The following is a 19,602-nucleotide window of genomic DNA, read 5'->3' on the forward strand; positions in this document are numbered from 1 at the left end:
ACCCTGGGGGCAATCCCCCAGACCCCTTTTTTCTTTCAATAATTCTGGGCCCTGGGGGTACCTGGGCAGTTACCTTTGCTGCCGCCAGGCGACGGTGGGACCCATTGAACTTGTCCCCATTGGCGATTATACTGATATTGGGTCGTTGTGCGGATTGTACCCTCTGAACCGGATAAAGATGGCAGATCATGACAATCAAGGATCCATACCCAACAGGATCACACGCAACCCTGTTGGAAGATGACGAGGCAGTGGCCATGTCGAAGACCAACCGCAAAAGCATCCTTTCCGGCCTGGATGATCCCAGACCTTCCCTCCTGGGCATGATTCGCAAGTATGGACTCGGGTTGGCAGTATTGCTGGCAGTACTGGGTCTGGGGTCCTTTTTTTTGAGCGGAACGTCGGACAATACACGCAAGCAGACATTCATCTCCCTTGAACTGCCACCGCCGCCGCAAGCCACTGCCACCCCCATCAATCCTTCGACTTCCGCAGCCAGTCCGCCCGCCATACCCGACGACCAGGAGTGATCGACGCCCTCCCCCCCCCGATGCCGGATCCCGGATCAAGCATGGGAGTGGTGCCGTGGGTTTCCATCAATGTTTCTGGCCGCTTTCCAACACGCGAATCCGCTCCTCGGCAAACCGGACCACATGCTCCGCGACATCATTCATCTTGATCAGATGTCGATAATACGAAATCGCCTCTTTATCCCTCTTGGCCTTTTCAAGGTTGACCGCCAACCCAAACCACCAACGGTATTGATCCGGTTCCAAACGCAACAGACGGTTGAAATATCGGTTGGAGTTTTCAAGGTTGCCCCGCTTTTGTTCCAGGGATGCCATGATCCCCAAAGCGGCGATGGAGTCGCCATCCTGGGACAGATGCTCGCGAACGACCCGCTCCGCCTCATCCAACTGACCATCCTCCACAAGGGTCCGCGCCCACCCCAGGGACTGGGCCTTTTGCAATGGCAGCATCATTTCGCCATTTTCAAGAATTCCGCGGTTGGGCTGGGCCACTCGCACACCGGCGGTGGAGGTCGCAGGTCCCTGGGAAACAGGGGCATGCGGGTTTTCAAGGGTCATCGTCGCCAGATTGTCGAGCGAGGTCGGGGTCGGAATGCCGCGACGCACCGGAACGACCTCGGGTGTTCTGGCCGCCAGAGGATTCGCAACCACGGAAGTTGACGGTCCCTGTTTCGGGGATGGGGATTCATTTTTTCGCGGTGGCGTTTTCGAGAGTCCCAATTTAAAGGGACGCTCGGTGACCGAGGCGGGCACACTCGGGGAAGTGGCGACAGGTGGCGCTGGCGGTTGTGTCGCCTCGGACTCGGGCACCCTGATCACCCCCGAGGGGGCTACCGATTCCTCATCGATGGCCATCGATCCCATCACCCCCGGAACGGAAGTGGTCGTCGTGGCAATCGGGCGCGTCGCCGATTTCAGGGACGGTGCCAATTCCTCCGGTTCGGACAGGGACGAAACAGACGGGTCCATTTCCTCCTGTTCGCCCTGCTTCGGGACGGTCTCCCCGGTCATGGTCCCCTGATCGATCCGCGACAGGAAGAAAATCCCCGCCGCCAATACCAGCGCCATCCCGAAGGCCCAGACGAACTCCTTGCGGCAGAAAACCTTGCGCCCGGAGGTCTCCCCCTGTACCCGTACACCATCATCCGGAAAGGTCACCCCCAGGTCACACAGATCGACGCCATCGAGGGAATGGACCTCCCTTTGATGCAAATCGTTCAGCAACTGACCGATCAAACTCATGAAACGCCCCCTCCGGCCCGTTTTCCACGCAAGCGTTCCATCAGGGAAACCGACTCGGATGCCGCGGTTCCCCATCGCGATCCAATGCGGCGCCAGTAATTCTTCCAGGAGGAAACCGCCAGTCCCTCGGTATCCAGGGCAGCGGTTGCGACCTGGGCAACATCGACGATCCGCTCCCCTCTGCCGACGGCGATCAGAAGGCATTTATGGGCCAGGACATTGATCAAACGGGGAATGCCACCACTCAGGCGATGAATCCGGCGGACCGCGGGCGCGGTGAACACATCGTCCCCCTGGAATCCGGCAATCTGAAGGCGATGGTTGAGGTAAAGCCCCGTTTCACGGGCATCCAGCGGCAACAGATGACAGGAAAAGGTGATTCTCTGCCGCAACTGGCGCAGATTGTACTGCCGTTCGAGACGATGATCCAATTCAGGCTGTCCCAACAGCACGACCTGGAGGGTTTTCTGTCGTTCCGTATCCAGGTTGGTCATAAGGCGGATCGCTTCGAGGGTTTCATCGGTCAGGCTCTGGGCCTCATCGACGAACAGGACCACTTTTTTTCCCTGTTGCCGCAGTTCGACGAGGCGATCGGTCAATTGCCTGATCCGATGCTGAAAACCCATGGATCCATCGTCAGGGGGCACGGCCAATTCATCCGCGAGGGCCTTGTAGGCATCCTCGGGTGTCAGCAACGGATTGAGAAAACAGGCGGTGACCTGATCGCGATCCTGGAAATTGGCCTGAAGTTTCTTCATCAACATTGTTTTACCGGTGCCCGCCTCACCGGTGATCTTGACGAACCCCTCGCCGAAGGAAAGGGCAACGAGGGCGACGTTGAAAGATTCCTGGACCGAAGGACTGAAATGGAAGAACCCGGTGTCAGGGATGAGTTGAAACGGCTGCTCCTGCAACCCAAAATGGCCAAGGTACATGTGTCCGCCCTTCCTTTCCCATCCCCTGCGTCAAACGACACCCCCTTCAGTGGAACCTGTCCCTTCAGTCCTTGAAAAGTTCCGGTCCCACCCGCAAGGCCTCGCCCGAGATGGCCCCATGGGCGACGGGATTGTCGGCCTGAAGTCCCGGACGATGGAACAGGACCACCGGGACATCGATCGTCTTGACATCCTTGAACCATCCTTCCTGAAGATTGGGATAGGTGCTTTTGGGAATGACGAAGAAATCATAATCGTCATCGTTGAAATCGCCATCATTGACCTCGATGAGCCGCAACACCTTGGCCGCCCCCGGATAGTCCGCCACCTTCAATGCGGGAGAGCCGATGCCACTGACGGTCCAGGCGCAGTCGTACTGCCCTTTCATGACCAACGGAATGGCCTTGGTGAAGGAGAGCGGCATGGTGGCAAAATGCTCGGGACCGAAATCGTTGTCGAGGCCGGCCAGGGAATCCCAGACAATCTTGCTGGCGGAGCCGACATCACCGACCGCCACCTGTATTTTACGCCCCTGTTTGAGCAGATCGGCTATTTCCTTGGCCCCCTTGGTTCGTTCCTGGTTGCATACCAGGTGGGCATAGGAGTGAAACACCACCCCATCGATCGGCAACGTGTACTTGTGGACCAGTTTATTGGGGGCCAGGCCAAAATCGCATTCCCCCCTGGCAACCTTTTCGACATTCTCGTCCCCGCCCTTGGTCTCGACTGCCGCCACCGAAAAACCGAGACCGAACCCGTCCATGATGGGTTGGAGGGTCTTGGGCAATCGTTCATAGGACAGCCCCTTGGGACCGCCGCAGAAATTGACGACCGTCCCCTTGTTTTCCTCCGCCAGCGCCGAACTCCAGGCAGGCAACAACACCAGAAACAAGGCAATCTTCAGGATGGATCGATTCATGGAAAGTCCTCCCCATGGCGATAAAAACGTGGACAAAATGGGTATGCCGACGAACGAAGGATGCCGCCTTGCCGAAAACAAAAACGGGCCTGTTTCATCGCCCCAGTGCCATGGTATGACGAAATACCCGAAAGACAAAGGGTTCCCACAAATTTTCGAAAACCAGGACAAACCGACGAAGGTCAGGGACGACGCACGGCCCCGGGAAACCCGTCACCCGGGAATCAATGCCCCTTCAACACCGTGGTGACCATGGTAAAGACGGAACGTTCGATGGTCTGGCGGGCAAAGGTGTCGAACAGGGCGCGTCCGAAGAGTTCACCGGCACGAGGGGCCAGGCGGGGCGAACGTGAAGGCTTGGGAGGGCTGGAAGGGAAACCTGCCACGGGAATCATCTCGGACGGTCGCGCCACGGCAGGGAAAGCGGGCTGGCACAAGGCCAGAATCACGTCCCCATCGAGCCGGGCGGGATCATGGCACACCAGAAGAACCTGTGACCGCGGATTGTATCGAACTTCCGCAACCTCCGGAAGAAGAAGGAGTTTTTTCCGTACCTCCACAGCCGCCGCCGGCGGCAGGCGCAGGCGTATCCGTCCCGGGGACCGGTGCAGCACCCTTCCTCCCGAAACGGCTGCGCTGGCTGGCCGATGGGTCCGGCCCGTATCACCATGAATTTGCCATGCCAGCAGCAGCCAGGGAAGCAATCGTACCATGATCAAAGGTCCCCGCGGGTGGAAAGGAACCGGTCCGGATTCCAGGAGTTCAAACCCCAGGATCGGGCCAGGACGCCAAGCGTCGCCCCGTTATGCAGCACCGAGGTCGCCACCGGTGACAACCACCCCAATCCGGCCCCGGTCAGGATGGCCGAATTGAGAGAGACGGCGGTGGAAAAGTTGCCCCGAACCACTTCCAGGGTACGCAACGCGATGGCACGGGCGATCAGGACACCATCGAGGCGATCCTGAAGCAATACCACATCGGCGGTATCCCGGGCAATTTCCGCACCGCGCGGCATGGCGATCCCGACGTCGGCCACTGCCAAGGCCGGGGCGTCATTGATGCCATCGCCGACGAAGATCACCCGATGCCCGGCCCGTTTCAGTTCTTCCACCGCCTCGGCCTTGCGCTCGGGGATCATTTCCCAGTAGACCCGATCCATCCCCAGGGCGCTGCCGGTGGCCTGGGCCTTGGCCCGGCGGTCGCCCGTCAACATCGCCAGATGGCGGATTCCCAGGCGGCGCAGCGCGGTAACCATGGCTTGCGCCTCGGGACGGGGATGGTCCTCCAGGGCGACCACCCCAACCGCCTTGCGATCATGGGCGATCAGCAACAGAATCAATCCCCGTTCCAGAAGCTCCTCCAACGATTCATTCCATTGCGCAAAGGAAATCCGTTCATCCTCCTCCAGGTAATGGCGGCTGCCGACACGGATTTCCGCGCCATCCACCGTGGCGAACAGGCCGTGGGCGACGATGAATTCGACCTCGCCATGCGGGACATGCGGCAGGGAACGACGGTTTCCTTCGCGGACGACCGCCTCGGCCAGGGGATGGGAGGCATGTTCTTCCAGAGAGGCGGTGATGGCCAGAAGACGCTCCTCGGAAAAATCGGGATGAAAGGAACGAACCTCGACGATGGCCAGGTCCCCGGCGGTCAGGGTTCCGGTCTTGTCGAACACCACCGTATCGGCCAGGGCCAGGTGTTCCAGGGCCTCGCCCCCCTTGATCAGGACCCCTTCCCGACCGGCGCGGATCATGGCCGCCTTGAACGCCACCGGGGTCGATATCTTGATGCCGCAGGAAAAATCGACAAGCAGCGACGATGCGGCCCGACGGCTGTCCCGGGTCGTCAACCAGATGAGTCCGCCCATGCCGAAGGTCCAGCGAACCCGCTTGCGGGCAAGGGTGTCGGCCAGGCGCTGATGCCGTGACGGGACATCGGCGGACTGGTCGATAAACCGGGCGATCCGCGCCATGGCGGTCCGTTCCCCGACCCGGACGGCACGGATGGTCAGTCGTCCCTCTTCGACGACACTTCCCGAGAGGGCCGGTTTTCCCGCCTCCTTGCGTACCGGCAGTGGTTCGCCGGTCAAGGAGGATTCGTTGACCAGGGCCACCCCGGCGACGACCTCCCCATCGACCGGAATCATCTCCCCGACTGCCACCACGACCCGGTCATCAAGACGAATGGCATGACCGGGAACCCGCGACAACTGACCATCCGCCTGTTCCACCCATGCCGACTCGGGAAGCGTGGGAAGAAGGCGATGCAGGGCATCGTCGGCCCGCCGTTCGACTGCCCGTTGCAGATGTTCGCCCAGATCGACCATCAAACGGGTCGTCAAGGCGGCCATGAACTCGCCGCGCCAGGCGGAAATTCCCACTGCCGCGGCATCCAGGGCCTCGACCGTGAGGCCATTCCTGGCCAGACTTTGCACCCCATGCGTCAGGGATGGAAGAATGCGCCACCAGGTCAGGGCGGCACGCCATCCCGGAGGGAGAAAACGGGCCACCACCAGCAGGGCGCCACCCGCGAACGGAAAGGATGGATGGGACGGATGGTGATGGCGCACCGGAACCCGCCGGGCCACCGCCTCGGCGGGCAGGGAACTCAAGGCACGATGGACCCGTGCGACCGTATCGGCCAGACCATCGTGCCGCACCACGATGTCTCCCAGATGGGGGTTGATCCGAACCGCCACAACCCCGTTCAGGCCCGACAGGATGGCCCGGATCCGCCGGCCATCCTGCCCACGGAGCCATGGCGCCCGCAACCTCAGGCGCCGGGGAAGACGATGCACCACGAGGATGCCCTTCAACCGTTCCATGTCAACCTCGACGTTCCGATTCGACTTCCGCCTGGGCATCCTGATAGCGTTCCTTGACCTCTTCCAGGCCGAAACGAACACCGGTCCAAACCTTGGCGACGGCACGAAACAGGGTATGTTGCACCTTGTCGTTGGTCAAAAGATAAGCCGCGGCGGCCCCGAGGAGGACCCCCTTGACAAAACGGCGATCGGCATCCCCATTGTGTCCCCCCTGCGGCGCCGGTGGACCAGGCGGGACCCACGCCCCTTGTGGCTGGTGCCATGCCGGGCCACCCATGGGATATTGGCCATTGTAATGATGATGGTGCATGCGTTTCTCCAAGAAACCAGGTGTTGAAAATCAGGTATTTCAAGCAAGACTCATTTTTCCCCATCGCGCGGCAAGGGCTCCGCATCGCCCCCCGATTGTCCCGACAACAACAGTACCGCCGCCACCCCCACCAGGGCCCCTTTCCAGAATTCCTGATCATCAAGGTCCAGCATGTCCTTCAAGGTGGCGAAAGGGGAGGTCAACAGCGATGAAAGTCCCCCGTTGCCCCCCCCGCGGGGTGTCTGGGGCCGGGACGGTTCCGGATTGGGCAGGGGTTGCGAAGGAGGAGGAGGCATCTGTTGATGGAACGGATGTTGATGGTATGGATACCCATGGGGACCATGGGAAAAGGGGGCATATCCGTTCGGTGCGTATCCCTGGAATTGCGGCTGCTGTTGGATCGGTGGCTGATGGGGCCACCCCGGATGATCATAATGATGCCCCCCTCCCCAGGGATAATGGGGATAAGGCGCAGGATGACCCCACCCCCCCTGGCAATGAGGACAGGGAACCGCGGATTCCGGCGGTTGCACCGCGCTGGCAGCGTTCTGTTGGCGATCTTCTTGTTTTTCATCTTGATTCATCGAATGTTTCCTCATCATGTTGGAATGGGATCGATCCACTCGCAGAGTTCCGTTGGTCCCGTGCCGCAGCCGGAACAGGTGGACTGGCAGCCTGCCCGGTCCCGGATCCGTCGTAGCTGCCCCTTGCGTTCCCAGTGGGACAGCATGTCGCGGAGGACTTCCGGATCCTTGTTGAAATGATGGGCAAGATCCATCAGCGGCACCCGCTTCTGCTTGCGAAGAAAATCCTTCAATTGCGCCATGGACACCATGATCATGCCTCCTCGCAGGCCAGCACTGTGTTTGGAACCGGAGCGGACGTCCGCCCGGTTCCCAAGCGGCGCATCACCAGGATGGTGACGATCCAGGCCGTCAGCAACGCCGCCGTCCAGAGAAACGTCGGGCCGGGATGACGGGAAAAGGTTCCCCATTGATAGAACAGGGTCGCCGCCGACCACGCCAAACCCGTCGTCCAAAATCCGGCGAACAGGGTCCAACGCCATCCCGTCTCCTGGAAGATGGCCGAGATGGCCGCCACGCAAGGGAGATAAAGGAGAATGAACAGGAGATACGCCACAGCGCCGACCCGACCATCGAACAGGCGGGCCATGGTTCCAAACGTCCCCTGGGAAACCTCGGTGGCGCTGGCCGCATCCTCCAGGGAATCGAACCGATCCACCGACACCCCCAACGGATCCAACACCGTTCCCCCAAGTTCTCCCAGATGATCCACGATCGAGGAGACCGCGTCCCGCACACGTTGGACAAGATCGAATCCGGACCGAGCTTCGTCGGATGCCGCCGCCCCATCCCCCTCCATCTGCCCATACACGGCATCCAGGGCCCCGACCACGGCCTCCTTGGCGAAAATGCCGATAAACAGTCCCACGGTCGCCGGCCAGTTTTCCTCCTCGATCCCCATGGGCGAAAACGCCGGGGTGATCGAGCGGCCAATATGACTCAAAACCGATTTTTCGGAGTCGGCATTGCCGAAACTGCCGTCCACACCCAGGGAATTGAGAAAACTCAAGGCCATGATGACCGGAATCAACACCCGTCCCGCCCTGGTGATGAATCCCTTGAGGCGTTCCCAGGCATGAAACGATACCGTGCGCATCGAGGGCAGATGATAGAGAGGCAATTCCATGATAAACGGGCTCGGCTCACCCTGGAGCAGGGTATGGCGCAGAATCAGTCCGGTAAAGATCGCGAAGGCGACCCCCGCCAGATAAAGGCCGAAAACGACATTCTGCCCCCCCATGGGAAAGAAAGCGGCCACGAACAGGGCATAGACCGGCATGCGGGCGCCACAGGACATGAACGGGTTCATCATGACAGTCAGGATGCGGTCGCGCCGATGCTCCAGGGTGCGCGTCCCCAGGATGGCGGGGACGTTGCATCCGAAGCCGACCATCATCGGAATGAACGCCTTTCCCGGCAGGCCGATGAACCTCAGGAAGCGATCGAGAATGAACGCCGCCCGGCCCATGTATCCCGAATCTTCCAACCAGGAAAGAAAAATGAACATGAAACCAATCGGAGGAATGAACGTCGCAAGGGTTTGAATGCTCCCCCCCAGCCCATCGGCCAGCAAAGTGACCAACCATTCGGGGGTTCCCCATGGCGTCAGCAATGCGCGTGGTCCCTCAACAAAAACCGCCCCGAAAAGAATATCGAAAAAATCGATGAACGCCCCGCCCAGATTGATCGTGAACATGAACATCAGGTAAAGAACGCCAAGAAAAATTGGAATTCCCAAAACGCGGTGCATCGCCCATCGATCCAGGCGTTCGGTCAGGCGATGGGAGGCCTCGCCCTTGCGATGGATCGCCGCCAGCGTCATCTGGCCGATGAACCGGTAGCGGGCATCGGCGATGAGAATGTCCGGTTCGTCGCCCATCTCCTCCTCAAGGGACCGATGCCATCGATTCACCTGGTCGCCCATTGAATGGCCCCAGAAAGGCTCGGGTCCGCCACCATCCCCCTCCAACAGTTTGAGCGCGACCCAGGAAGGATCGATGTTTCTGGCCGCCGCGTCCGCCGCCAGTTCCGACCCGAGCGCACCCACCGCCCTGGCCAATGATTCGGGCAGGGGCGGGGCCAGGGGAAGGAGCGATTTTCCGGCCCCCGGATCCAAGGCAATCTCCCGCAACGCAGACATCAACGCCCCAAGCCCTTCCCGCCTCTTGGCGACGACCGGAACCACCCGGCACCCCAACCCCGCCACCAGGGCTGCGACATCCACCACCAACCCCTTTTCCCGCGCCATGTCCATCATGTTCAGGACCACCAGCATGGGAATGCGCATCTCCATAAGCTGGACCGTCAGGTACAGATTGCGCTCCAGATTGGCAGCGTCCAGAATGTTGACAATCAGGTCATAGTCCCCCGAAAGGACGAAATCCCGTGCCACCTTCTCATCGGGTGACTGCGCCGCCAGGGTGTACACCCCCGGCAGATCGACGATGGTGACCGCCACATCCTCGATCCGTGCCACCCCCTCCTTGCGTTCCACCGTCACTCCCGGCCAATTACCCACCCGCTGTCGGCTGCCGGTCAACTGGTTGAACAAGGTGCTCTTGCCGCAATTGGGGTTGCCGACAATGCCAATCACCAGGTTCTTGTCCATGATCTACATCCTCTCCACCAGAACGACATTCGCTTCATCCTTGCGCAACACCAGGGAAAATCCCTTGAGCAGGATTTCCACGGGATCGCCCATGGGAGCGGTACGGCGCACCTGGAAGGATTCCCCACGAGTCACCCCCATGGCCAACAGGCGGGTCCGATAACTGCTGGACCCCTTGTGATAACCAATCACGCGGGCCTTGGCCCCGACCTCCAAATCTCCGATGGTCATGCGCATTCTCCAGGGTTGGTTGACATATCGATGGAGAAACTCTACCGGAACGGAGGAGTTCTGTAAATGGGAATCATTATCATTTCGGCTTTTTTTTTCGACCAAGGAATCAGTTCGTCAACAGGTCGTGGCACAAAGCCCGCGCCCACCCTGATTGGCGGCGCAAAGGGCAGGCAGGGTGTCATCGTTCAAGGGGTGAAGAGGGGATTATTGTTTCCGACCGAGTCTTGAGATGAACGCATCGGGCAGGGAATCGACGAAGCGGACGGCGATGGCATCATGGGTCAGGCGGGCGACCTGACAGGGAAGCGCTGGTCGGGGGGCCAGGGGCATGAGGTGAAGCAGGCCATGTTCCTGCAAGGAGACTTGGATCGGTGGGTACCCGATATGGATCAGCGTTCCACTTTGGCTTATATCCCTGGTGTTGCCGATCAGGGCCCGTCCCTCCCCCAGTTCGAGTACGACCCGTGCTTCCAGCGCAACCCGTTGGGCGCGAAAGAAAATTGGCGGATTGCCGGAAACTGTTGAAGAAGTGGTCAATAGTCCCATTCTTAAGGAATTCTCCTCGGTTCGACAATGGAAACACCTGATCGACATGGGAGTACACTAACGTTTGTTCATGTCAATGTCAAACAAGATTTTCACGGGAATCGCTCTATTTTATCCTTGGGGGTGGGAAGATGGCAAAGTGCTCGTGGATTTTTGGTTGACAAAAAGAATTTTTACCTTGACTTGTGCCGCGAATACAGGTACTTGCATGATATTTTTCAAGATCCTGGCCTCCAATCCGAGACTTTGATGGAGAATGTCTGCGAAGGATCCTTCAATTTTAACAGCAAATCGCTTATGCTTCGCGCAACACTCGGGAGTGCGCCGGTCAGGTGGTTCCGGCCAAGGTTTTGTCACTACTTTTGGAGCGGGAAGGAGTCCCATGAATATTCACGAATATCAGGCAAAAGAGATCCTGGCCAAATTTGGCGTCGCGGTGCCCCGGGGGCGGGTCGCCTTCACACCGGAGGAGGCCGAAAAGGCGGCGACGGAGCTGGGCAGCAAGGTGTTTGTCGTCAAGGCCCAGATTCACGCGGGCGGTCGCGGCAAAGGGGGCGGTGTCAAGGTGGTCAAGAGTGTCGCCGAGGTGAAGAGCGAGGCGCAACGGATGCTCGGCATGACCCTCGTGACCAAGCAGACCGGTCCCAAGGGGAAGGAAGTCAAGAGAATCTATGTCGAGGAGGGATGCAATATTGCCCGCGAGCTGTATCTTGGGATGGTGATCGACCGCGCCACGAGCCGCGTCACCATGATGGCCTCGACCGAGGGGGGGATGGAAATCGAGGAGGTCGCTGCCCGTTCGCCGGAAAAGATTCTCAAGGAGGCCATCGACCCTGCCATTGGATTCCAGGGATTCCAGGCGCGCAACCTGTGTTTCGGCCTTGGTCTGGAAGGCAAGCAGGTCAACAAGGCGGTCAGTTTCATGACGGCGTTGTACAAGGCTTTCGTCGCCACCGACGCCTCGCTTGCCGAGATCAACCCCCTCGTGGTCACCGGTGACGGCGACATCATCGCCCTCGACGCCAAGATGAATTTCGACAGCAACGCCCTGTTCCGCCACAAGGACATCCTCGCCCTGCGCGACCTCAACGAGGAAGATCCGAAGGAGATCGAGGCCTCCAAGTTTGAACTCAACTACATCACCCTCGAAGGCAACATCGGTTGCATGGTCAACGGCGCGGGTCTGGCGATGGCGACCATGGACCTGATCAAGCTCAAGGGGGGCAGTCCGGCCAACTTCCTCGATGTCGGCGGCGGCGCCACCACCGAGAACGTCACCAACGCCTTCAAGCTGATCCTTTCCGATCCTTCGGTCAAGTGCATCCTGGTCAACATTTTCGGCGGCATCATGCGTTGCGATGTCATCGCCGAGGGGATCGTCATCGCGGCCAAACAACTCAATATTCACGTCCCGGTCGTCGTTCGCCTCGAAGGGACCAATGTCGATCTGGGCAAGAAGATTCTGTCCGAATCGGGATTGGCCATCATTGCCGCATCCAACTTCGATGACGCCGCCACCAAGGCCGTCGCCGCCCTGGCCGCCTGAAAGGAGAAGAAAGAATGAGCATTTTCGTCGATAAGAATACCAAGGTAATCTGTCAGGGGTTCACCGGCGCCAATGGAACGTTCCATTCGGAACAGGCGATCGCCTATGGCACGCAACTGGTGGGCGGGGTCACCCCTGGCAAGGGTGGGACGACTCATATCGGACGTCCCGTGTTCAACACGGTCGCCGAAGCGGTCAATGCCACCGGCGCGGACGCATCGGTCATTTTCGTGCCGCCTCCGTTCGCTGCGGATGCCATCATGGAAGCCACGGAAGCGGGACTGCGGATCGTGGTCTGCATCACCGAGGGGATTCCGGTGATGGACATGGTTTCGGTCAAACGTTTTCTCGCGGGGAAGAATACCCGTCTCATCGGGCCCAACTGTCCCGGCATCATCACTCCGGGCGAGTGCAAGATCGGCATCATGCCCGGTCACATTCATCGCAAGGGGTCCATCGGTGTCGTTTCCCGTTCGGGGACGCTGACCTACGAGGCGGTTGCCCAGACCTCGGCGGTCGGCCTGGGGCAGAGCACCTGTGTCGGGTTGGGTGGCGATCCGATCAACGGGACCAATTTCATCGATTGCCTTGCGATGTTCCAGAACGATCCCCAGACCGAGGCGGTCATCATGATCGGTGAGATCGGCGGCACGGCGGAAGAACAGGCGGCGGACTGGATCAAGAAAAACATGACCAAGCCGGTGACTGCCTTCATCGCCGGGGCCACGGCCCCCAAGGGCAAGAGGATGGGACATGCCGGGGCGATCATTTCCGGCGGCAAGGGGACGGCGGATGAAAAATTCGCGGCCCTCAAGGCGGCGGGTGTCCACATTGCCCGCTCCCCTGCGGAAATGGGAACGGTCGTCAAGCAATCCCTGAAAAAGTAACCCTGCCCCAAGCGATACCCGGGATTCTGGTAAGAGGTTCCCGGGTGTCGCCAAGGCCATGATCGCGGCAAACCCAGGTACCCTCCGGGTTTGATTATTGAAAGAAAAAAGGGGGCAATCCCCCAGACCCCTTTTTTCTTTTCAATAATCCTGGGTCCTGGGAGTCCCTGGGGGTCCCTGGGCCGTTACGAATGACTTAAAGGAGTGTTCGATGGGGAAAAAGGATCTGGTCATCAGAATCGCCGGCGAGGGTGGTGAGGGGGTCATCTCCACCGGCGATTTCATCGCCGCCGCATGCGCCCGGGCGGGCCAGGAGGTCTATACCATCAAGACGTTCCCCGCCGAAATCAAAGGGGGATACGCAATGTACCAGATACGCGCCTCCCTGGACCCCCTGTTCAACCAGGGCGATACCTTCGACATTCTGTGCGCCTTCAACGGCGAAGCCTATCAGGTCAACCGCCCCCTTCTTCGCCCAGGGACGGCATTCGTCTACGATCACCCGGACGGGGGATTCGAACCGGAAATTCCCGAAGGAGTCCATGCCTACCCCATCCCCATGTCGAAAACGGCCAAGGAGATGAAATCCTACCGTTCCAAAAACATGGTGGCCCTCGGCGCCCTGTCGGCCTTGTTCAACATCTGCGAGAAAACCCTCATGGAGGTCATCCACGGAAAATTTCACTCCAAAGGGACAGAAAACCTTAATTTCAATATCGATGCCTTCCGGAAAGGACAGAAACTGGGCGATGCGCTGTCCAAGACCGATCCCTGGCGCCTGGACGATCCGGTCCCTCCAAACGATGTGCTCATCGTGTCGGGCAACGAGGGGATCGGCTTGGGAGCGATTCTCGGCGGACTCCGTTTTTTTTCCGCCTACCCCATCACCCCGGCGACCGAAATTGCCAAATTCGTCGCCACCCATATACCCAAGGTCGGCGGCGTTCTCATTCAGGCAGAAGACGAAATCGCCTCGATCTCCCAGGTACTTGGCGCGTCCTACGCCGGCAAACGATCGATGACTGCCACCTCCGGCCCCGGCCTGTCGTTGATGGGGGAAATGCTGGGAATGGCGTCCATGAGCGAAACGCCGGTCCTTGTGGTCGATGTCCAGAGGGGAGGACCCGCGACAGGAATGCCGACGAAACATGAACAGTCGGATCTTTTCCTGGCCATCCACGGCAGTCACGGAGATGCGCCACGCATCGTGCTGGCCGTCGAAAATGTCAACGACTGCATCCATGGAACCATCGAAGCGCTCAACCTGGCGGAACACTATCAATGCCCGGTCATTCTTCTGTCGGACGGATCGCTCGCCTTCTCCACCCAGACCGTTCCCGCGCCGAAACCAGAGAAGGTGACCCTCGTCGATCGGAAACGCTGGGATGGAACCGGGGAATACCAACGCTATGCCATGACGGACGATCACATTTCCCCCATGGCCGATCCGGGAACCATCGGCGCAATGCACGTGGCCACGGGTCTGGAACACGGACCCACGGGGGCGCCGAACTACTCCCCGGCCAATCATGAAGCGATGCACCGCAAACGCTTCGGCAAGATCCAGGGAGTGGTCGAACTCGTTCCCCCAGCCCAGGTCGATGGCGATGGCGACGCCCAGGTCGGAATCATCGCCTGGGGCAGCACCATCGGCGTCGTTCGCGAGGCAGTGGCGCGACTCCGGGAGGATGGAGCGAAGGTCAAGGGGTTCTATCCCAAACTGATGTGGCCGATGCCGGTAGCGCAATACGAATCCTTTGCCCGAACCTGCCGCAAGATTCTGGTCCCCGAGGTCAACTTTCAGGGACAGTTGTCCCATTTCATCCGCTCCGAGACGACCATCGATCCCATTTCCATGACCACCTGCGGCGGAGTTCCCTTCACTCCGATCCAGATCATGAACAAGGTCAAGGAGATTCTCTGATGTCGATCATGGCGGTCAACAAGGTGGACCTCAAGCCCAAGGATTACAAATCGGAAGTCCCGGTGGTCTGGTGCCCCGGATGCGGCCACTACGGCATCCTCAATGCCATCTACCGCGCCCTGGCCGAGGCAGGGGTCGATCCGAGCCAATTGATCTGCATTTCCGGCATCGGCTGTTCTTCCAGGAGCCCCTATTTCATCAATTCGTACAAGATGCACACCCTTCATGGACGGGCCGGCGCGGTCGCCACCGGCGCCCAACTGGCACGTCCCGACCTGGCAATCCTGGTCCTGGGCGGCGATGGTGACGGATTTTCGATCGGCGGCGGACACATGCCGCATCTGGCGCGAAAAAATGTCGATATTACGTATGTCCTGTTCGATAATGGGATCTACGGTCTGACCAAGGGACAGTATTCACCCACCTCCCGCTCCGAGATGACCGCCTATACCACCCCCTACGGCGGTCCCGAGGAGCCGATGAACCCGCTCCTCTACATGCTGACCTACGGTGCCACCTACGTCGCCCAGGCCTTCGCGGGAAAACCGGGGACCTGCGCCGAGCTCATCCGCGGCGCCCTGGAACATCGTGGTTTTTCCTATGTGAACATCTATTCGCAATGCCCCTCGTTCAACAAGATCGATACGGTCGAGCACTACCGCGATCTGATGGAATCGGTACCCAGGGATCACGACGTGACCGACCTGGGGGCCGCCATCACCCTGGCGCGGCAGACCAGCGAGGGCAAAGCGCCGATGGGTTTGTTGTACAAAGTGGAACGGGCGACCCTGCATCAACGGATGGAGGCGATGATCGCCCAGGTAGGCGGGGGAGCCGATTACGACCTGAACCGGATTGTTGACTTGAGCCGTCCCTGAGCATAATCTGGCCCCGGTCACTTGGCCAAACGATGGAGAAGCGACGTGATCCCCGAAATTCCGGACGTTGGCTTGAGTCCAAGGCAAAAGATACTCCTTTTTCGCGCCTTGCGGCGCTCGATGTCCGAGGTCGAACGGATCATGCAACGGTTCATGGCCCAGGAACTGGCACGCATGGATGACGCGGCCTGCGATCGGTTCATGGCGCTGTTGGCGTTTCCCGATGCCGATCTTCTCGACTGGCTGGGGGGAATCAAGGCGCCGCCGGCAGTGGTTGATCGCGCCATTCTGGAGCGGCTCCAACACTTCAAGCGTCCCGCGCAAGGAAAGCAAGATCCGCCGGCGACTTGAAAACGGATCGGGAACAAGAGCGGATTTTTTTCCGGTTTCGACGATGACGGACAGGGAATCGGGGATTATAATCGGCCCCTGTTCGCAAGTGTTCGTGAAGGTGAATCGGTTTCACGAAATTGACAGTTTTTTTTTCCAACAGGAGCAACAGATGAATCTCATTTTCATGGGCCCCCCCGGTGCGGGCAAGGGAACCCAGGCACGTCGGATCGCCGAGAAATACGGCATTCCCCAATTGTCCACCGGCGACATGCTGCGCGCCGCCGTCAAAGCGGGGACCGCGGTCGGCCTGAAAGCCAAGGCGGCCATGGAAAGCGGCGGACTGGTCACCGACGACATCGTTGTCGGCATCATCGCCGATCGGATCGGGGCCGAAGACTGCAAGAAGGGATTCATCCTCGATGGATTTCCGCGGACGGTCGCCCAGGCCGAGGCGCTCGATTCGATGTTGACCGAGCGCACATTGAAAATCGATCATGTGATCGACATCACCTGCGACAACGAAGCCCTGGTCGCACGGATCACCGGACGCAGCACCTGTTCCAAATGCGGCGAAGGATACCACAAGGAACACAAGAAACCGGCGAAGGACGGCATCTGTGACAAATGCGGCGGCGCCCTGACCACGCGCGCCGATGACAACGAAGCGACCGTGCGCAATCGCCTTTCCGTGTACGACCAGCAGACCGCTCCCGTCATCGAGTATTACCGGCACAAGGGGGCGTTCAAGACGGTGGACGGCATGCAGGAGATGGAAACCGTCTTCGGAAACCTGTGCAAGATCATCGGCTGACGAAATCTGCCCGCGGCAGTGGGGACAACCTTAGTCAACTTATAGGGGATCGACAAACATGGAAATAACGGCGAGTGGATGGCAGGGGATCTACCTGTCTATTTTTTGCGGAATAGGAGCCATCGTCTATGGCTACCTTGCGCGTAACTGGATCCTGAACCTTCCGGCGGGTTCGGGCGAAATGCAGCGGATCGCGGCGGCGGTGGAAGAAGGGGCGCGGGCCTACATGAAGCGCCAATACACCACCATCGCCTATGTGGGTATCGTTTTGTTCGTACTTCTGGCCATGTTTCTGGACTTTGCCACGGCGCTGGGATTTGCGGTTGGCGCGTTATTGTCGGCGGCGGCGGGTTTCATCGGGATGGGCATCTCGGTCAAGGCCAACGTCCGCACCGCGGAAGCGGCGAAGGGTGGGTTGGACAGCGCCCTTCAGGTTGCCTTCCGTGGCGGGGCCATCACCGGCATGCTGGTCGTGGGCCTGGGCCTTCTGGGGGTCACGGTGTTTCTGATGATTCTGCTCAAGTCCGGTGACACAGCCTCCAGTTCCCTCCTCAAACCGCTGGTCGGGGTGGCTTTTGGTGGATCCCTGATCTCGATCTTCGCCCGGTTGGGTGGTGGCATCTTCACCAAGGGGGCCGATGTCGGCGCCGACCTGGTGGGCAAGGTCGAAGCGGGAATCCCCGAGGATGATCCGCGCAATCCGGCGGTGATCGCCGACAACGTCGGCGACAACGTCGGTGACTGCGCCGGCATGGCCGCCGACCTGTTCGAAACCTATGCGGTGACGGTCATCGCCTCGATCCTTCTGGGAGCGCTGGTCCTGCCCGGATTTTCCAACGCCCTGGTCTATCCTCTGGTTCTTGGCGGTATCGCCATCCTCGCCTCGATCGTCGGCGTCTACGCGGTCAAGGCGGAAGAGGGCAAAAAAATCATGTCGGCCCTGTACCGTGGTCTGATCGTCGCGGGGGCCATCGCCGCGGTCCTGTTCTTCCCCGCCACCAAATGGCTGATGGCAGGGAACGGGCATTACAGCATCGGCGCCATCTATGGTTGCGCCCTGCTCGGTCTGGCCCTGACGGCCGCCATGGTGATGATCACCGAATACTACACCGCGACCGACTTTTCCCCGGTCCGTCTGATCGCCAAGGCCTCGGAAACGGGCCATGGCACCAACGTCATCGCCGGTCTCGGCGTTTCCATGAAATCGACCGCCGCTCCCGTCGTCGCCGTCTGCATCAGCATCCTGGTCGCCTACGAACTGGGTGGACTCTATGGTGTCGCCGTTGCCGCGACCTCCATGCTGTCGATGACCGGAATCATCGTCGCCCTGGACGCCTATGGCCCCATCACCGACAATGCCGGCGGCATCGCCGAAATGGCCAACCTTCCCCCCGAAATTCGCAACATCACCGACCCGCTCGACGCGGTGGGCAACACCACCAAGGCGGTGACCAAGGGGTATGCCATCGGTTCCGCGGGTCTGGCGGCCCTGGTTCTCTTCGCCGACTACACCCATGAATTGGCGACCTTCAAGCAAGGGATCGTGTTCGACCTGTCCGATCACATGGTCATCATCGGTCTGTTCCTCGGCGGGCTTCTCCCCTATCTGTTCGGCGCCATGGGCATGGAAGCGGTCGGACGCGCCGCCGGCAGTGTCGTGATCGAGGTCCGGAGGCAGTTCAAGGAAATCCCGGGCATCATGGAAGGGACCGCCAAACCCGACTATTCCCGCGCCGTGGACATGCTGACCAAGGCGGCCATCAAGGAAATGGTCACTCCTTCGCTGCTTCCGGTTCTGGCCCCGATTCTTGTCGGTGTCATGCTTGGACCCAAAGCCCTGGGTGGCGTATTGATGGGAACGATCATCACCGGCATCTTCGTCGCCATCTCCATGACCACCGGTGGCGGCGCCTGGGACAATGCCAAGAAGTACATCGAGGAAGGCCACTTTGGTGGCAAGGGATCCGATGCCCATAAAGCGGCCGTCACCGGCGACACCGTCGGCGACCCGTACAAGGATACGGCTGGTCCCGCCATCAATCCGATGATCAAGATTGCCAACATCGTTGCCCTTCTGATCGTGGGACTGATCGCCAACAACTGAGGCCCTGAAAATCACGCACCTGCTTCATCCCTTGAAGCCCCCCTTCGTGACGAGGGGGGCTTTTTTCTTTCAATAATTAAACCCGGAAGGTACCTGGGCAGTTACCCATTTTTTCCTGGCGTTTGTCATTATCCTGGTCTATCATCAATCAATAATTTTTATCCAAATGGGTGTTCGCACCGCTGACCGACCCAACCGAACCGGAGGCAAACCATGCCAAGTTTTGTGATCCAGGATAAATGTGACGGATGCAAGGGCCAGGACAAGACGGCCTGCATGTACATCTGTCCAAACGATTTGATGAAGTTGGACAAGGCCCGCATGAAGGGGTTCAATCAGGAACCCGAGCAATGCTGGGAGTGCTATTCCTGCGTCAAGATCTGC

At 59.7% G+C, this 19,602-nt stretch carries 20 protein-coding genes; 9 read left to right on the top strand and 11 right to left on the bottom strand.

Going from position 1 to position 19,602, the window contains the following annotated elements; all coding sequences use genetic code 11:
- The first annotated feature begins 257 nt into the window (after positions 1-257).
- The gene (locus HQL76_16400) at positions 258-530 is read left to right on the top strand and encodes a hypothetical protein (GenBank protein MBF0110748.1); all 273 of its coding nucleotides are present in this window, start codon (positions 258-260) and stop codon (positions 528-530) included.
- A 66-nt stretch (positions 531-596) separates the two neighbouring features.
- On the opposite strand, the gene HQL76_16405 is transcribed toward HQL76_16400, so the two are convergent.
- The 11 genes from HQL76_16405 to HQL76_16455 form a co-directional block, all read right to left on the bottom strand.
- Positions 597-1,772 carry a tetratricopeptide repeat protein gene (locus tag HQL76_16405; protein ID MBF0110749.1) on the bottom strand — a complete coding sequence of 392 codons (1,176 nt, stop codon included), beginning with the start codon at positions 1,770-1,772 and terminating at the stop codon, positions 597-599.
- Positions 1,769-2,707 carry an AAA family ATPase gene (locus HQL76_16410; protein MBF0110750.1) on the bottom strand — a complete coding sequence of 313 codons (939 nt, stop codon included), beginning with the start codon at positions 2,705-2,707 and terminating at the stop codon, positions 1,769-1,771. The genes HQL76_16405 and HQL76_16410 overlap by 4 nt, the downstream gene beginning before the upstream one ends.
- Before the next feature lie 64 nt (positions 2,708-2,771).
- A complete protein-coding gene (locus HQL76_16415) occupies positions 2,772-3,626 on the bottom strand; it encodes a hypothetical protein (GenBank protein ID MBF0110751.1) in 855 nt (284 codons plus the stop codon).
- 224 nt (positions 3,627-3,850) lie between these two features.
- A complete protein-coding gene (locus HQL76_16420) occupies positions 3,851-4,339 on the bottom strand; it encodes a hypothetical protein (protein ID MBF0110752.1) in 489 nt (162 codons plus the stop codon).
- A gap of 2 nt (positions 4,340-4,341) precedes the next feature.
- Positions 4,342-6,453 carry a heavy metal translocating P-type ATPase gene (locus HQL76_16425; GenBank protein ID MBF0110753.1) on the bottom strand — a complete coding sequence of 704 codons (2,112 nt, stop codon included), beginning with the start codon at positions 6,451-6,453 and terminating at the stop codon, positions 4,342-4,344.
- A gap of 1 nt (position 6,454) precedes the next feature.
- Entirely contained in the window at positions 6,455-6,763 is a 309-nt protein-coding gene (locus tag HQL76_16430; GenBank protein ID MBF0110754.1) for a YtxH domain-containing protein, read from the bottom strand.
- Between the two features lie 50 nt (positions 6,764-6,813).
- Positions 6,814-7,347, bottom strand: coding sequence for a hypothetical protein (locus tag HQL76_16435; GenBank protein ID MBF0110755.1), 534 nt, complete (start codon positions 7,345-7,347; stop codon positions 6,814-6,816).
- A gap of 14 nt (positions 7,348-7,361) precedes the next feature.
- Positions 7,362-7,604: a FeoC-like transcriptional regulator gene (locus HQL76_16440; protein MBF0110756.1), complete on the bottom strand. Its 243-nt coding sequence runs from the start codon at positions 7,602-7,604 to the stop codon at positions 7,362-7,364.
- On the bottom strand, positions 7,601-9,955 hold the full coding sequence (gene feoB, locus HQL76_16445; GenBank protein MBF0110757.1) for a Fe(2+) transporter permease subunit FeoB: 2,355 nt from the start codon (positions 9,953-9,955) through the stop codon (positions 7,601-7,603). Before feoB ends, HQL76_16440 begins: the two co-directional genes overlap by 4 nt.
- Positions 9,956-9,958: 3 nt before the next feature.
- Positions 9,959-10,186 (bottom strand): ferrous iron transport protein A, encoded by a 228-nt coding sequence (locus tag HQL76_16450; GenBank protein ID MBF0110758.1) that lies wholly within the window; start codon positions 10,184-10,186, stop codon positions 9,959-9,961.
- Positions 10,187-10,393: 207 nt separating this feature from the next.
- Positions 10,394-10,735, bottom strand: coding sequence for a PilZ domain-containing protein (locus tag HQL76_16455; protein ID MBF0110759.1), 342 nt, complete (start codon positions 10,733-10,735; stop codon positions 10,394-10,396).
- Between the two features lie 382 nt (positions 10,736-11,117).
- Between HQL76_16455 and sucC the strand changes: the two genes are divergently transcribed.
- The 8 genes from sucC to HQL76_16495 form a co-directional block, all read left to right on the top strand.
- The gene (sucC, locus tag HQL76_16460) at positions 11,118-12,281 is read left to right on the top strand and encodes an ADP-forming succinate--CoA ligase subunit beta (protein MBF0110760.1); all 1,164 of its coding nucleotides are present in this window, start codon (positions 11,118-11,120) and stop codon (positions 12,279-12,281) included.
- 14 nt (positions 12,282-12,295) lie between these two features.
- On the top strand, positions 12,296-13,168 hold the full coding sequence (gene sucD, locus HQL76_16465; GenBank protein ID MBF0110761.1) for a succinate--CoA ligase subunit alpha: 873 nt from the start codon (positions 12,296-12,298) through the stop codon (positions 13,166-13,168).
- 211 nt (positions 13,169-13,379) lie between these two features.
- Positions 13,380-15,092: a 2-oxoacid:acceptor oxidoreductase subunit alpha gene (locus HQL76_16470; GenBank protein MBF0110762.1), complete on the top strand. Its 1,713-nt coding sequence runs from the start codon at positions 13,380-13,382 to the stop codon at positions 15,090-15,092.
- Positions 15,092-15,970, top strand: coding sequence for a 2-oxoacid:ferredoxin oxidoreductase subunit beta (locus HQL76_16475; GenBank protein MBF0110763.1), 879 nt, complete (start codon positions 15,092-15,094; stop codon positions 15,968-15,970). The genes HQL76_16470 and HQL76_16475 overlap by 1 nt, the downstream gene beginning before the upstream one ends.
- Positions 15,971-16,015: 45 nt before the next feature.
- Positions 16,016-16,321, top strand: coding sequence for a succinate dehydrogenase assembly factor 2 (locus tag HQL76_16480; GenBank protein ID MBF0110764.1), 306 nt, complete (start codon positions 16,016-16,018; stop codon positions 16,319-16,321).
- A 151-nt stretch (positions 16,322-16,472) separates the two neighbouring features.
- On the top strand, positions 16,473-17,114 hold the full coding sequence (locus HQL76_16485) for an adenylate kinase (protein MBF0110765.1): 642 nt from the start codon (positions 16,473-16,475) through the stop codon (positions 17,112-17,114).
- Between the two features lie 58 nt (positions 17,115-17,172).
- Positions 17,173-19,218, top strand: coding sequence for a sodium-translocating pyrophosphatase (locus HQL76_16490; GenBank protein MBF0110766.1), 2,046 nt, complete (start codon positions 17,173-17,175; stop codon positions 19,216-19,218).
- A gap of 213 nt (positions 19,219-19,431) precedes the next feature.
- Positions 19,432-19,602 (top strand): adenylyl-sulfate reductase subunit beta (locus HQL76_16495; GenBank protein MBF0110767.1); only part of this gene is annotated, 171 nt, incomplete at its 3' end.

It is taken from the genome of Magnetococcales bacterium, assembly GCA_015228815.1.
Lineage (GTDB): Bacteria > Pseudomonadota > Magnetococcia > Magnetococcales > UBA8363 > UBA8363.

Coding starts and splice junctions, on each gene's coding strand:
- HQL76_16440 (MBF0110756.1), bottom strand. CDS start 7,604: ATGATCATGGTGTCCATGGCGCAATTGAAGGATTTTCTTCGCAAGCAG.
- HQL76_16420 (MBF0110752.1), bottom strand. CDS start 4,339: ATGGTACGATTGCTTCCCTGGCTGCTGCTGGCATGGCAAATTCATGGT.
- HQL76_16435 (MBF0110755.1), bottom strand. CDS start 7,347: ATGAATCAAGATGAAAAACAAGAAGATCGCCAACAGAACGCTGCCAGC.
- HQL76_16425 (MBF0110753.1), bottom strand. CDS start 6,453: ATGGAACGGTTGAAGGGCATCCTCGTGGTGCATCGTCTTCCCCGGCGC.
- HQL76_16490 (MBF0110766.1), top strand. CDS start 17,173: ATGGAAATAACGGCGAGTGGATGGCAGGGGATCTACCTGTCTATTTTT.
- sucC (MBF0110760.1), top strand. CDS start 11,118: ATGAATATTCACGAATATCAGGCAAAAGAGATCCTGGCCAAATTTGGC.
- HQL76_16400 (MBF0110748.1), top strand. CDS start 258: ATGTCGAAGACCAACCGCAAAAGCATCCTTTCCGGCCTGGATGATCCC.
- HQL76_16455 (MBF0110759.1), bottom strand. CDS start 10,735: ATGGGACTATTGACCACTTCTTCAACAGTTTCCGGCAATCCGCCAATT.
- HQL76_16405 (MBF0110749.1), bottom strand. CDS start 1,772: ATGAGTTTGATCGGTCAGTTGCTGAACGATTTGCATCAAAGGGAGGTC.
- HQL76_16415 (MBF0110751.1), bottom strand. CDS start 3,626: ATGAATCGATCCATCCTGAAGATTGCCTTGTTTCTGGTGTTGTTGCCT.
- HQL76_16470 (MBF0110762.1), top strand. CDS start 13,380: ATGGGGAAAAAGGATCTGGTCATCAGAATCGCCGGCGAGGGTGGTGAG.
- HQL76_16450 (MBF0110758.1), bottom strand. CDS start 10,186: ATGACCATCGGAGATTTGGAGGTCGGGGCCAAGGCCCGCGTGATTGGT.
- sucD (MBF0110761.1), top strand. CDS start 12,296: ATGAGCATTTTCGTCGATAAGAATACCAAGGTAATCTGTCAGGGGTTC.
- HQL76_16430 (MBF0110754.1), bottom strand. CDS start 6,763: ATGCACCATCATCATTACAATGGCCAATATCCCATGGGTGGCCCGGCA.
- HQL76_16485 (MBF0110765.1), top strand. CDS start 16,473: ATGAATCTCATTTTCATGGGCCCCCCCGGTGCGGGCAAGGGAACCCAG.
- feoB (MBF0110757.1), bottom strand. CDS start 9,955: ATGGACAAGAACCTGGTGATTGGCATTGTCGGCAACCCCAATTGCGGC.
- HQL76_16410 (MBF0110750.1), bottom strand. CDS start 2,707: ATGTACCTTGGCCATTTTGGGTTGCAGGAGCAGCCGTTTCAACTCATC.
- HQL76_16475 (MBF0110763.1), top strand. CDS start 15,092: ATGTCGATCATGGCGGTCAACAAGGTGGACCTCAAGCCCAAGGATTAC.